The organism is Mesorhizobium sp. M0938 (genome assembly GCF_040319125.1).
GTDB classification, from domain to species: Bacteria; Pseudomonadota; Alphaproteobacteria; order Rhizobiales; family Rhizobiaceae; genus Mesorhizobium; species Mesorhizobium robiniae.
The window spans coordinates 52,292-65,605 of sequence record NZ_JAMYNS010000015.1; the positions used below are offsets into that span (position 1 = coordinate 52,292).

The 13,314-nt window shown below is 62.1% G+C and carries 11 protein-coding genes, 1 other RNA gene and 1 pseudogene; 4 read left to right on the forward strand and 9 right to left on the reverse strand.

Features of this window, described 5'->3' with window-relative positions; all coding sequences use genetic code 11:
• Nucleotides 1-1,032: a 16S rRNA (cytosine(1402)-N(4))-methyltransferase RsmH gene (rsmH, locus tag NKH73_RS23845; RefSeq protein WP_352936831.1), complete on the reverse strand. Its 1,032-nt coding sequence runs from the start codon at nucleotides 1,030-1,032 to the stop codon at nucleotides 1-3.
• Nucleotides 1,029-1,487 carry a division/cell wall cluster transcriptional repressor MraZ gene (mraZ, locus tag NKH73_RS23850; RefSeq protein ID WP_123151963.1) on the reverse strand — a complete coding sequence of 153 codons (459 nt, stop codon included), beginning with the start codon at nucleotides 1,485-1,487 and terminating at the stop codon, nucleotides 1,029-1,031. Before mraZ ends, rsmH begins: the two co-directional genes overlap by 4 nt.
• Nucleotides 1,488-1,889: 402 nt before the next feature.
• Between mraZ and NKH73_RS23855 the strand changes: the two genes are divergently transcribed.
• The gene (locus tag NKH73_RS23855; protein WP_352936832.1) at nucleotides 1,890-3,005 is read left to right on the forward strand and encodes a cystathionine gamma-lyase; all 1,116 of its coding nucleotides are present in this window, start codon (nucleotides 1,890-1,892) and stop codon (nucleotides 3,003-3,005) included.
• A gap of 101 nt (nucleotides 3,006-3,106) precedes the next feature.
• On the opposite strand, the pseudogene NKH73_RS23860 reads toward NKH73_RS23855, so the two are convergent.
• The 7 genes and pseudogenes from NKH73_RS23860 to NKH73_RS23890 all read right to left on the reverse strand — a co-directional run.
• Nucleotides 3,107-3,316, reverse strand: a pseudogene (locus tag NKH73_RS23860) (type II toxin-antitoxin system RelE/ParE family toxin); the annotation flags it as partial.
• The gene (locus tag NKH73_RS23865; RefSeq protein ID WP_123151966.1) at nucleotides 3,313-3,588 is read right to left on the reverse strand and encodes a type II toxin-antitoxin system ParD family antitoxin; all 276 of its coding nucleotides are present in this window, start codon (nucleotides 3,586-3,588) and stop codon (nucleotides 3,313-3,315) included. The gene NKH73_RS23865 and the pseudogene NKH73_RS23860, both read right to left, overlap by 4 nt.
• 176 nt (nucleotides 3,589-3,764) lie before the next feature.
• Nucleotides 3,765-4,162: RNase P RNA component class A (gene rnpB, locus NKH73_RS23870), an RNA gene on the reverse strand.
• A gap of 59 nt (nucleotides 4,163-4,221) precedes the next feature.
• A complete protein-coding gene (locus tag NKH73_RS23875) occupies nucleotides 4,222-5,007 on the reverse strand; it encodes a lytic transglycosylase domain-containing protein (RefSeq protein ID WP_352936833.1) in 786 nt (261 codons plus the stop codon).
• Nucleotides 5,008-5,193: 186 nt separating this feature from the next.
• The gene (locus NKH73_RS23880; protein ID WP_352936834.1) at nucleotides 5,194-5,961 is read right to left on the reverse strand and encodes an N-acetylmuramoyl-L-alanine amidase; all 768 of its coding nucleotides are present in this window, start codon (nucleotides 5,959-5,961) and stop codon (nucleotides 5,194-5,196) included.
• On the reverse strand, nucleotides 5,958-6,677 hold the full coding sequence (locus NKH73_RS23885; protein WP_352936835.1) for a TerB family tellurite resistance protein: 720 nt from the start codon (nucleotides 6,675-6,677) through the stop codon (nucleotides 5,958-5,960). The genes NKH73_RS23880 and NKH73_RS23885 overlap by 4 nt, the downstream gene beginning before the upstream one ends.
• A 248-nt stretch (nucleotides 6,678-6,925) precedes the next feature.
• Nucleotides 6,926-7,126: a hypothetical protein gene (locus NKH73_RS23890; protein WP_352936836.1), complete on the reverse strand. Its 201-nt coding sequence runs from the start codon at nucleotides 7,124-7,126 to the stop codon at nucleotides 6,926-6,928.
• A gap of 200 nt (nucleotides 7,127-7,326) precedes the next feature.
• Here NKH73_RS23890 and NKH73_RS23895 point away from each other — a divergent pair, with 200 nt between their 5' ends.
• The 3 genes from NKH73_RS23895 to NKH73_RS23905 are packed head-to-tail and all read left to right on the forward strand — an operon-like array spanning nucleotide 7,327 to nucleotide 13,263.
• Complete coding sequence (locus NKH73_RS23895; protein WP_352936837.1) at nucleotides 7,327-11,229, forward strand: hydantoinase B/oxoprolinase family protein; 3,903 nt, start codon at nucleotides 7,327-7,329, stop codon at nucleotides 11,227-11,229.
• A gap of 31 nt (nucleotides 11,230-11,260) precedes the next feature.
• Nucleotides 11,261-12,559, forward strand: a complete 1,299-nt coding sequence (locus NKH73_RS23900; RefSeq protein WP_352936838.1) for a BtaA family protein — start codon at nucleotides 11,261-11,263, stop codon at nucleotides 12,557-12,559.
• Nucleotides 12,556-13,263 carry a class I SAM-dependent methyltransferase gene (locus NKH73_RS23905; protein WP_352936839.1) on the forward strand — a complete coding sequence of 236 codons (708 nt, stop codon included), beginning with the start codon at nucleotides 12,556-12,558 and terminating at the stop codon, nucleotides 13,261-13,263. The genes NKH73_RS23900 and NKH73_RS23905 overlap by 4 nt, the downstream gene beginning before the upstream one ends.
• The last annotated feature ends 51 nt before the right edge of the window (nucleotides 13,264-13,314 follow it).

Here is a 13,314-nt window from a genome sequence, read left to right on the forward strand (position 1 = left end):
TCACCTCTCTCCCGGCCGGTCGACGCCGGGAAGTTTTGGGTCAGGAAGTTTTGGAAGCCCGAAAATCGAAAAATCGCCGGCGCGCGCCGGTGCGTCGGTGCGCGCCGCAGCGCGCAACCTTGCCGACCGCGCGCGCGGATTGGCTGATATCTCGGCCTTGTCGGGCGTCACGCCGCTACCCACCTTTTTGAAGGTGGCGCTGCGCGCTTGTGCCTCGGGCAGGTGCCGCGATCCGGTCGCCGCATCGGCCCGATCGGCGATGAAGCGTTTAACGATGCGGTCTTCCAGCGAGTGGAACGTCACCACGGCCAGCCGTCCGCCCGGTTTCAGCACGCGTTCAGCCGCAAACAGCGCTTTGGCCAGTTCGCCGAGTTCGTCATTGACGAAAATCCGTAACGCCTGGAAAGCGCGGGTCGCCGGATGGATCTTGTCCTTCGGCGCGCGGCCGATATGCGTCTCGATCGCATCGGCAAGGTCGAGCGTGCGCTCGAACGGATGTTTTTCGCGACGGCTTTCGATCATCCGGGCGATGCGGCCGGCATGGCGCTCTTCGCCAAGGAAGCCGAAGATGCGGGCAAGATCGCCCACCTTGAAGCTGTTGACGACGTCGGCGGCGCTCAGGCCCGCTTGCGCCATGCGCATGTCGAGTGGCCCATCGGCGCGGAACGAAAAACCGCGCTCAGCCTGGTCGATCTGCATTGAGGAGATGCCGATGTCGAGCACGACGCCATCGGCGCTTTCGACATGCTCGTCCAATGTCGAGAACGGCGCCTGAACGAGCCTGAGCTTGCCGCCCGATTGTTGCTCGAGGACACGACCCGCAGCGATCGCATCCGGATCGCGGTCGATGGCGACAACCGAGGCGCCGCTTGCCAGAATGGCTTTGGTGTAGCCGCCGGCGCCGAAGGTGCCGTCGACGATCACCTCGCCCGCTCCAGGCGAAAGCGCCTCCAGCACTTCGGCAAGGAGGACCGGAATGTGACGAGCCGGTCCGCCAGCGGCGTGAGGGTCATCGCCGTAGCCCGCCATCATTCCGGCCGCTCCCCAGGCTTCGTCCCCTGCCGAAGCTGCAAAAGCCGGGCGCGTGCTTCCGCCCCATAGGCGGTGAGCCGTCCAGGTTCCCAGATCTGAAAGAAATTGCCGCGACCGACAAATGCCGCTTCCGCGGAAATGCCGGTGTGCTCGCGGATGAAGTCGGTCATCGAGATGCGACCGTCCTGATCGAGCTTGAGAAATGTTCCATCGCCATGGCAGAAGAACGACATGTCGTCCGCCGTCTGCAAAAAGGGGTCTTCCTGCGCGATGCGCTGCTCGTAGCGGTCGAGCAGGTCGAGCCCGCCGACATCCATCGCCGGACGGTCCAGGCAGCGCAACGCATAGAGTTCCGAATAGCCGCGTTTCTGCACAACCGCGCGGAAATGCGCCGGAACGGACACTCGCCCCTTCGCATCGATCCTGTTCACCGCGCTTGACAGAAACCGGTCCATTACGCGTTACGGCCGCTTGCGCCGCCGCACCCCTCTGCATCTTCCCGCCCGCACCGCCGCGGCGCGGTCCCCGTCCAAAACTCACCTCGTTCCGGGCGAAAACAGGCAAACGCACAGCCGCCGCGGCTGCCCGATTGGCGTACGCTTCACCCTGACGCGGAACGAAAGCTTGAATATTGAAATGGGATATCATGGGGCGTTATGGGCGTCAACGGGAATAGGCTTCACAAACGCGCGGATCACAACCGATGAGAGCAGCTTTGACGGCACTCCCGTCTTTATGCTCCATTAAGCCTAACGAAGCGTTTAGAGCTGCTTGGCCTAACCGGAGGCGGCTTGCCGCGGATCGCCACCACGCATAGCGTCGGCCTGTCCTTTCCGGTCAGAAACAAGGTTGAAACTATGTCCGAAACAGCCAAGTCCCGCGCGGCGGCACTTTCCCATCTGCGTCGCGGCAGGCTTGCCAAGGGCGACCCAATTCCCCTGCCCCTAACCATGGCCGCCATTTTCCACGCACCCGGCGACGCCACCGGCTTCGATCAATATGGCCGCTTCAGCAATCCGACCTGGGACGCGGTCGAACACATGCTGGCGCATCTGGAAGACGCACCATGCGTCGCCTTCCCCTCGGGAATGGCTGCAATCTCGGCGGTGTTTTTTGGGTTGCTCAAATCCGGCGACCGTATCCTGCTTCCGTCGGACGGCTATCACACCACGCCGGCGCTGGCAGACCGCTTCCTGAAATCTTTCGGCGTCGCCTATGATGTCAGGCCAACATCGAGCTTCCTCGACGGCGGCTTCGATGGATACCGGCTGGCCTTCGTCGAAACGCCCGCCAATCCGGGACTGGATATCTGCGACATCACGGCTGTCGCCGAAGCGGTGCACAAAGCGGGGGCGATCCTGGTGGTCGACAACACAACGATGACGCCGTTCGGCCAGCGCCCGCTCGATCTCGGCGCCGACATCGTGGTTGCCGCCGATACCAAGGCACCCAATGGCCATTCCGACGTGCTATTCGGCCATGTCGCCAGCCGCAATGCCGACATCATCACCGCCGTGTCCGGCTGGCGTGAAACCTCGGGCTCTATTCCCGGCCCGTTCGAAGCATGGCTGGTGCATCGCGGCCTCGAAACGCTGGAGGTTCGTTTCGACCGGATGTGCGCCTCCGCCGAAGTGATAGCGCGGCGGCTGGAGAACCATCGTGCGATCAGCGGCTTGCGCTTTCCGGGGCTGGAAAGCGATCCATCGCACAATCTTGCCCGCGCCCAGATGGAGCGCTTCGGCTTTCTCATCTCGTTCGTGCTCGCCTCGGAGGACAAGGCCGAGGATTTCATCAACAACTGCGCCTTGATGCAGGCAGCAACGTCGTTCGGAGGCGTGCACACTTCGGCGGAACGGCGAGCAAAAAGAGGAGACGCTGTTCCGCCTGGTTTCGTTCGCCTGTCGGTCGGGTGCGAGCCGGTGGAAGAGCTTTGGCAAGCGATCGAGGCGTCACTGGACGGCGTCAGCGGCTGAACGGATCGATCACGAAGCCAGATCGTCGGCTTCGATATTGCGTCGCCATGCAGCACCCGCAAGATTTCGATCGAATCTTCGCCGACACGGTACAAGGTAAGATATTCGCCGACGACCAGATGGCGAATGCCAGGTGCAATGTCTTCGCGCGGCGCGCCTGAGAAAGGATAAGTCGCCAGTTGCTGCCAGCGGGCTTCGATCCGGTCGAGCAGTCGGTCTGCTGCAGCCTCGTCGTCTCGCGCGATATGAAGCCAGATCGCGATCAAATCCTCTTCTGCATTTGCAGTTCGGATGCTGGGCAGCAAATTCATGCCGCGTTATCGGATTTCAATCGTCTGCGCGCTTCGGCTTTGATTTCGTCGATCGACGCAAATCGTCCCGGTCCGCTGTCGATCCCCTCCTGCACCAGCTTGCGCAACTCCTCGACCGTATAACCGTGCAGGTCGCGCCGGTCCTTCCATTGCCTGAGCGCGTCGCGGATCACCTCGCTCGCCGAAGCGTACTCGCCGGCGGCGACCACATCGTCGACCGCCGCCGCCAATTCCGGCGAAAGCGTGATGCTGCGTTTGTCGACCTGACCCATGACGCGCTCCTGATATTGCCCGTATATGGTACGATTTAATCGCACCAACTTCAAGAAACGCTTGCTCCTCGGAGGCTCAGCAATGCTGATTCTGTCAATGAAGGGCCTGAACCAGCGGGCGCGCCCGAAGACGCAACCTGCTGATATCAGGGAATTCCCAGTAGAATCTGGAAGGAATTACCAGCTGGCCTGTAAGCCGGGTTCTGTATGGCCCTCGCCCCTTGCAGCGCGAGAACGTGGCGGCCATTCATCTTGGGCGCATGTTGCCATGCGCCTCACGCAACCTACCCGGACGGTGAGCCGGAAACAGCCCTCGAGGGTTTCCCCTCGCACCGCCCCTATTCGGTCTTGCTCCCGGTGGGGTTTACCGTGCCGCTCCTGTTGCCAGTCGCGCGGTGGGCTCTTACCCCACCCTTTCACCCTTACCACGACGGATCGTGGCGGTTTGCTTTCTGTGGCACTTTCCCTAGGGTCGCCCCCGCCGGCCATTAACCGGCACCGTGTCTCCATGGAGCCCGGACTTTCCTCACCCGCAGCCTTTCGGCTTCGCGGGTGCGGCCGCCCGGCCAGCTGGCAAGGCGTATAAAGGGGTTCACGCCCGAAAACGCAAACAAAAAAGCAGGTTCCGGCTTATTACGCCGGCGCTCCAAGCGCGGCCAACTGAACCTTGACCTTGCCGCAATAGGCCGCGGATATCGGGTTCATCCGCTTGGCGCCATGGCCGGCATTGTATTTGAGGATCGTGCCGCAGGTGGTGCCGCCGCCGAGGTTCCGCGCCATGGCGAGGTATTTCATGCCGTATTTGATGTTGGTCTCGGGATCGTAGAGACCCTTGATCGAGCCGCTGTAACCCATCATCCGCGCCGTCGACGGCTTGATCTGCATCAAGCCGATCTCGCCGGCGCTGCCAACCTGGTTCGGCCGGAAGCTGCTTTCGATCATGATGACGGCCTTGGCGAGCGAGACCGGCACACCATTGCTGGCGGCATGGCGCTCGATGATCGTCGAATACTGGCCACTGCCGCCAGCGGCCGCCGCCTTCGGCGCCGCCGCCCGGCTTTTCCGGCTGATCGACGCCGTCGTCGCCTGGTCGATGCGGGTCCTGTTGCGCTTCACACGTCGCTTGGAGACTGCATTTTTTGCAGAGGCTGCCTTTTTCACTTTTACCCCAGCTTTTTCCGCCTTTGCGGATGCTGGCTTTTTCACCTTTACCGCAGCCGTTTTTTCCGCCTTTGCCGAGGCTGTCCTTTTTACCTTTTTTTCCTTTGCATCTTGGCCGGCTTTCGGCGTGGTTTTGCCGGATGGGGTAATGAAACCCTGGTCGGCCCGCTGGCTCAGTGGCGCGCCATTGGCCGCACCGATGGCAAAAGTCATTACGCCGGCAGCAACAGCTGCCGTTAAAACGGTCAATTTCTGCATGGGATCCTGTTCTGTTTGGACCGCGCGAAGAACTTCACGCAGCTACGCTAAATCACCATCGGAACATCTGGGGGGCTGTAGATCCGACAAACTTGCACGGATCGCCTTTGACGGTCGATTTGGCGGCAAAGAAGGCGCGGCAAGTCACTTTAAGTGACAGATTGTAACTTAACGGCTAGGGAAAGACTACTTGGACGGGCCTGCCCTTACGGAAGCAAGCAGCCTTTCCAGCGTGCGGATTGTCGATCCGTCGGCCACGCCATCCACTTGGCGTTGCCGGAAATGCCGCTGGAAAGCCTCGACCACGACTTCGGTCTGCCGGTCGAAAGCGCCTGATATCTCGACGCCATAGCCGTAGAGCGCCAGCATCGACTGCAACGCCTCGACCTCGGCATTCGCAGCGCCGACCTTCAGCGTCGCGCCGCGCCTGACAGATGCCGCTTTGACAAGATGGCCGACACCGGCCTCAAACAGCGCCTTCCAGGGGAATTTCTCGCCCGGATCGATCTTGCGCCCCGGCGCCACATCGGAATGGGCGAGCACCCGCTGGGCTGGAATGGAATGGCGCTGAACAATTCCCTTGCACAGGCCGATGACGGCATCGATCTGCCGTTTCGGAAAGTTGCGATAGCCCAGCGAATGTCCCGGATTGACGATCTCGATGCCGACCGAGCAGGAGTTGATGTCGCTGCGTCCGAACCATGAACTCTTGCCGGCGTGCCAGGCACGGTCGCTTTCCCTGACCATCTGGACGATGCGACCGTCCTCATGGACGAGATAATGCGACGAAACCTCGCTCGTCGGATCGCACAGCCAGGCCTCCGCGCCGGCGCCGGTCTTCATGCCGGTGTAGTGCAGCACGATCATGTCGGGTTTGGTCGCCTCACGTCGTGGACCGAAATTCGGCGAAACCCTTACCTCGGCGCTCGGCTCGTCGGGCAGGAAGCCGCTCATGCGTGCCGCAGGCCTCGTTCGATCATCTCATAGGCTGCGTTGATCGCCGCTATCCTGCTCGTTGCGATCTTGATGAATTCCTGCGGCAGGCCGCGTGCGATCAGCCGGTCGGGATGGTTGTCCGAGACCAGCTTGCGATAACGCTTTCGGACTTCCTCGAACGGTTTTCCCCGTTCGATGCCAAGCACGATATAGGGATCAGCCGCACCGAGATCGACGTGCCGCGCCAGAATGCTCTGATAATGCGCCTCCTCGATCCGGAAGATCTCGGCGATGCGATGCAGGAACTGGCCTTCGCGCTCGTGGACTGACCCATCGGCCTTGGCGATATGGAACAGCCCGTCGAGAATGTCCTCCAGCAACACGCAGTTCGAATGACCGGAGCCGCAAAGCTGCGCCATGCGTTCGGCATAGGTCTCAAATCCGGCAATATCGCGCTTGGCCAGATCGTAGAGCCGCGCCACGTTGCGCGTCTGCTCCTTCGGCACTTCGAATATCTGCTGGAAGGCGCGCACCTCGTCCTGCGTGACGATGCCGTCGGCTTTGGCCATCTTGGCCGACAGCGCGATCATCGCCACCGAGAAGGCGACGCGCCGGCGCAGATCCGGATCGCCGGAGAAAACCGTGCGCACGGCCTCGACCACGTCGGCGACACCCGACGAGGTTGAGGACGAAACGCGCGTGATGAAGTCGCCGAGGCGATCCCAAATCGACATGGGCACCTATTAGGGCTAACCGGGCACCGCTATCAAGCGAAGACAATGCCGCAGGGGCAGCCTGACGGGGTGCCTGAGGCAGCCTGCGCGAACAGTCGATCACGGGAAACCAGTAGATAGCCGCGACAGAGGCCATATCGCCTGACGGGTAGAAACGCCTTTTTCACCTTGCGGCGGTCGCCGCAGGGTGCCCCCATCATCCAGCCAAGAAGGCCGGCATCATGCCGGCCTTCTTTTCATCACATGGATTACTGCGCAGGCGCAGATGGCTGCGCCGGAGCCGGCTCAGCCGGCTGCGTAGCATCAGGGGCCGGCTGCATCGGCTGCTCGTTTGCCGGCGGATTGGTGCTCTGCGTGGTGGTGGCGTCGCCGCCCGTGCCGCTGTCGCTGCAAGCAGCAACGCCGAGCAGGGCAAGCGCCGAAACCGACGCAAGAATGAGTTTCTTCATGATATCTCTCCTCTAATCACGCCCCCGCTAACGGTGACGATCGAGGGGAGAATGCATCAGGCGGCCATGAGTTTCGTAACGTTGCATTTCCGCATGTAACATCATCTGCTTTTGCCGTTGCCGGCGAAGCCATGGCGAACTAACACCAGGCTACTGGGAAATTAACACATTGAATCAATAAAATGCCTGGGAGAGCTGCCGTGACCGCCAAATGGGACTTCTGGATCGACCGCGGTGGCACCTTTACCGATGTCATCGGCCGTGACCCGCAGGGCGGACTGCAACCACGCAAACTGCTGTCCGAGAATCCCGAAGCCTATGCCGACGCCGCCATCCAGGGCATTCGCGATCTGCTCGGACTAAAATCCGGCGCTCCGATCCCGTCCGGCCTGATCGGCGACATCAAGATGGGCACCACCGTCGCCACCAACGCGCTTCTGGAGCGCAAGGGCGATCGTGTGCTGCTGCTCATCACCAGGGGATTTCGCGACGCGCTGAGGATCGCCTATCAGGCGCGGCCCGACATCTTCGCCAAGGAGATCATTCTTCCCGAACAGCTCTACGAGCGCGTCATCGAGGTCGACGAGCGCGTGCGCGCCGACGGGAATGTCGAACGGCTGCTCGACATCGCCTCCTGCCGGCCGGCCATCGAGCAGGCCAAGGCCGACGGCATCGACGCCGTGGCGATCGTCTTCATGCATGCCTGGAAACATCCCGACCACGAAAAGGCCGTGGCAACAGTCTGCAGGAAACTGGGGTTTCGCCAAGTCTCGGTCAGTCACGAGGTCTCGCCGCTCATCAAGCTGGTTGGCCGCGGAGACACCACCGTGGTTGACGCCTATCTGTCGCCGATTTTGTCGAGATATGTGCAAAGGGTTGGCCAAGAGCTGGGCGTCCTCTCCCCCCTTGAGGGGGAGATGGCCGCAAAGCGGCCAGAGGGGGTCCTCTCAGAAGGCACTGCCAGAGCGGCGAACCCAGTCGAGCCGACCCCACCCGACGGCTTCGCCGCCACCCTCCCCTCGAGGGGGAGGGAAAGCCCTCGCCTCATGTTCATGATGTCGTCCGGTGGCCTCACGGCCGCCGACATGTTCCAGGGCAAGGACGCGTTGTTATCCGGTCCGGCCGGCGGCGTCGTCGGCATGGTCGAGACCGCAAAACTCGCCGGTTTCAACAAAGTCATCGGCTTCGACATGGGCGGCACGTCGACGGACGTCGCTCACTACGACGGCGACTATGAGCGTGCCTTCGACACCGAAGTTGCCGGCGTGCGCATCCGCGCGCCGATGATGCGCATCCATACCGTTGCCGCCGGCGGCGGCTCGATCCTGCATTACGAGGCCGGCCGTTTCCGCGCCGGCCCGGATTCGGCCGGCGCCAATCCCGGCCCGGCGGCGTACCGGCGCGGCGGCCCGCTGGCCGTCACCGACGCCAATGTCATGCTGGGCAAGCTGCAGCCCGACTTCTTCCCGGCCATTTTCGGACCCGGCCAGAACGAGCAGCTCGACGTGCCAACCGTGCGCGAGAAATTCGCAGCACTTGCCGCCGAAATCGGCGATGGCCGCTCACCGGAGGCCGTCGCCGAAGGGTTTGTCACCATCGCCGTCGAAAACATGGCCAACGCCATCAAGAAGATTTCCGTGCAGCGCGGCTACGATGTCACCGAATATCTGTTGAACTGCTTTGGCGGCGCCGGCGGCCAGCATGCCTGCCTCGTTGCCGACGCACTCGGCATGGAAGCGGTGCTGATCCATCCCTTCTCCGGCCTGCTTTCGGCCTACGGTATCGGCCTGTCCTCGGTCTTTGCCTCGCGCCAGCAGGCGCTGTTCAAACCGCTATTGGAAGGCTCTAAACCGGCAATCGACGAACTCATCGCGACGTTGCGAAAGGCCGTCATCGACGAGCTTGCCGCGCAAGGCATCGCCGAGGACGCCGTCGCCTCGAAACCGCTGCTGCAGGTCCGCTATGACGGCACCGACACCGCGTTGCCGGTGAATTTCGAGCACGGCTCGATTGAACGGGCCAAAGGCGATTTCGAAACGGCCCACAAGGCGCAGTTCGGTTTCGTCTATGACGACAAGCCGATGATCGTGGAATCGGTCGGCGTCGAAGGCATCGACACCGGCGGCACCGGCCGCGAGGAAAGTGATTCAGTCCTTGAGGGCATCGCCGTAAACCCTGCGGAGAATAGGAAGATCTTCACCGATGGCGCCTGGCGCGACGCCGGTATCTTTCCTCGCGAGACATTGAAACCGGGCAACAAGACCGCCGGCCCTGCTTTGATCATCGAGCCGAACCAGACCATCGTCGTCGAGCCGGGCTGGCAGGCCGAGATCACCGCCAAGAACCATGTGCTCTTGCGCCGCATCGAGAAAAAGCGCCGGCAGGCGGCACTCGGCACCGGTCTCTCCGGGAAGATGGGGGCCGATCCGGTCATGCTGGAGGTGTTCAATAACCTGTTCATGTCGATCGCCGAGCAGATGGGCGTGACACTGCAAAACACAGCTTATTCCGTCAACATCAAGGAACGGCTGGATTTCTCCTGCGCCGTCTTCGATCGGAACGGCGCGCTAGTCGCCAACGCGCCGCACATGCCGGTGCATCTCGGCTCCATGGACCGTTCGGTCGAGACCATCATCCGGCTCAACTCCGGCGACATCCACCCCGGCGATGTCTTTGCCCTCAACGCGCCCTACAATGGCGGCACGCATCTGCCTGATATCACGGTGGTGACGCCAGTTTTTGCAAGCGCTGACCTAATCTCCCCCCTTGAGGGGGAGATGGCCGCAAAGCGGCCAGAGGAGGTCCTTTCAGGAGGCACCTCAACAACGTCGAGCACTGCCGCGGCGACCCCCTCCGGCGGCTTCGCCGCCACCTCCCCCTCGAGGGGGGAGGAAATCCTGTTCTACGTCGCCTCGCGCGGCCACCATGCCGACATCGGCGGCACGGCGCCCGGCTCGATGACGCCGCTCGCCACAACGGTCGACGAGGAAGGCGTGCTGTTCGACAATTTCCGCATCGTCGATCGCGGCCGCTTCCGCGAGAAGGAGCTGGAGACGCTGCTCACCGACCATCCCTACCCCGCACGCAATCCGCACCAGAACATTGCCGACCTCAAGGCGCAGATTGCCGCCAACGAAAAGGGCGTTGCCGAGCTGCGCAAGATGGTCGCGCATTTCGGCCTCGGCGTCGTCGAGGCCTATATGGCCCATGTCCAGGACAATGCGGCCGAAAGTGTGCGCCGCGTGCTGGAGCGGTTGCCCGACAGTTCCGTATACGAGTATCCAACCGACACCGGTCAGGTGATCAAGGTGAAGATATCGATCGACCGGCAAAAGCGTGAAGCGACCGTTGACTTCACCGGCACGTCGCCAGTCATAAAGAACAATTTCAACGCTCCCGAGCCGGTCGCCCGCGCGGCCGTGCTCTACGTTTTCCGCGTAATGGTCGAGGACATGATCCCGATGAATGCCGGCTGTCTGAGACCCATCAACATCATTATTCCTGAGGGTTGCATGCTGAAGCCCGCCTACCCTGCGGCGGTCGTCGCCGGCAATGTCGAGACCTCGCAGCATGTCACCAACGCGCTGTTCGCCGCCATGGGCGCGATGGCCAACGCACAAGGCACCATGAACAACCTCACCTTCGGCAACAAGAAGTACCAGTATTACGAGACGATCTGCTCGGGCTCGCCGGCCGGCAGGGTGAACTCCGGCCGCGGCTTTGCCGGCACCTCCGGCGTTCACACCCACATGACCAATTCGCGACTGACCGACCCGGAAGTGCTGGAATTGCGCTTTCCCGTCCTGCTCGAGGATTTCCACATCCGAGAAGGCTCCGGCGGCAAAGGCAAATGGAGTGCCGGCGACGGCACCAGGCGCACCATCCGCTTCCTCGAAAAGATGGAATGCGCCATCCTGTCCTCGCATCGCAACCGCCCGCCGCAAGGCCTGGACGGCGGCGGCGATGGCGAAATTGGCTCGACCAAGGTCCGCCGCAAGGATGGCCGCGTCGAAGTCCTGAAGGCTTGTGACCAGTCGGTGCTCGAGGCCGGTGACGCCGTCATCGTGACGACACCAACGCCAGGTGGGTTTGGCGAGGCCTGAGCCAGCTTCAACAGGTTGTCACCGGCCTGTCATGACCCTGCGCTACCCGCTTGCGGCAAAGCAAACGGGGAATCGCCTTGCCATGACGGACATTTCCGGAGAACTGGTTTTTCGCCGCGGCAAGGAAGTTGGCAAAGCCGTCTACCAGAACCGCCCATTGTCGAAGGCCGGCCTCTCCGAACGGCTGTTCGCCTTTTTGTTTTCCGGCCTCGTCTATCCGCAGATCTGGGAAGATCCCGACGTCGACATGGAGGCAATGCAGCTTGGCCAGGGCCACCGCATCGTCACCATCGCCTCTGGCGGCTGCAACATCCTGGCCTATCTCACCCGGTCGCCCGAAAGGATCGATGCCGTTGATCTTAACGCCGCCCATATCGCGCTGAACCGCATGAAACTCGAAGCGGTGCGCCATCTGCCCTCGCAGGGTGACCTGTTCCGTTTCTTCGGCGCCGCCGAGACCCGTCACAATTCGGAAGCCTACGACCGCTTCATCGCCCCGCATCTCGACCCGGTCAGCCGCCATTATTGGGAGCGCCGCAACTGGCGTGGCCGTCGCCGCATCGCCGTCTTCGACCGCAACTTCTACCAGACCGGCCTGCTCGGCCTGTTTATCGCCATGGGCCACCGGACGGGCAAGTTCTTCGGCGTAGATCCCGCCGGCATCATGAAAGCGAAAACCATCGCCGACCAGCGCCGCTTCTTCAACGAGGAACTGGCGCCCGTCTTCGAAAAACCCTTGCTGAAATGGGCCACTTCGCGAAAAGCCTCGCTGTTCGGCCTCGGCATTCCGCCGGCGCAGTACGATTCGCTGATCACTTCGGGCGACGGCACCATGGCGAGCGTCCTGAAAGCTCGGCTGGAAAAACTCGCCTGCGATTTTCCGCTAGAGAACAACTATTTCGCCTGGCAGGCTTTTGCCCGCCGCTATCCCAATCCCGGCGAGGCGGCGCTGCCGGCCTATCTCGAAAAGCGCAACTACGAGACGATCCGCAACAATGTCGACAGCGTTGCCATTCATCATGCCAATCTGATCGAATTCCTCGCCGGCAAGGATGCCGGTTCGGTCGACCGCTTCGTCCTGCTCGACGCGCAGGACTGGATGACCGACGACCAACTCAATGCGCTGTGGGCCGAGATCACCCGCACCGCGTCCACTCATGCCCGCGTTATCTTCCGCACCGCTGCCGAACCCAGCCTGTTGCCCGGCCGGGTCTCGAATTCGCTGCTCGACCAGTGGAGCTATGCGGACGAAGCGTCGCGCGAATTCTCGGCCCGCGATCGGTCGGCTATCTATGGCGGCTTCCACCTTTATGTGAAGCAGCCCGCATGAGCGCAACCGAACTGCCGGCCAGGCACGCCGAACCGCCGGCCAGGCACGGCAAACCGCCGGCCGGGCATGCCGAGTTGATGGACGGCGTCTATCGCTGGCAGCGTCATTTCTACGACCTCACCCGCAAATATTACCTACTCGGTCGCGACCGGCTTATCGCAGGGTTGGATGTACCCGCTGGCGGCACCGTGCTCGAACTCGGTTGCGGCACCGGCCGCAATATCGTGCTTGCCGCCCGACGCTATCCCGGCGCCCGCTTCTTCGGTCTCGATATCTCTGCAGAAATGCTGGAAACGGCCACTGCTGCCATGGCCCGCGAAGGCCTGTCCGGCCGCGTCAAGCTGGCGCGCGGCGACGCCACCAATTTCGACGCGAAAGCGCTATTTTCTGTCGAAAATTTCGACCGCATTTTTGTTTCGTATTCGCTGTCGATGATCCCCGGTTGGGAGACGACGGTGACAGCGGCACTTGCCGCCCTGTCACCTGGCGGCTCGCTGCACATCGTTGATTTCGGTCAGCAGGAGGCCCTGCCCCACTGGTTCCGCACACTGTTGCGCGGCTGGCTGAGAAAATTCCACGTCGAGCCGCGTGAAGCGCTGCGCGACGTCCTGGAATCGGAATCTGCAAAAGCCGGCGCAACCCTTCGGTTTAGAACGCTTTATCGCGGCTACGCCTGGCTTGCCGTCATCAAGATCGCCATCTAGTTCCTCGGTGCAGAAGTTGACATGCAGGCCTTTGGCGACAGCTGCGTAGAA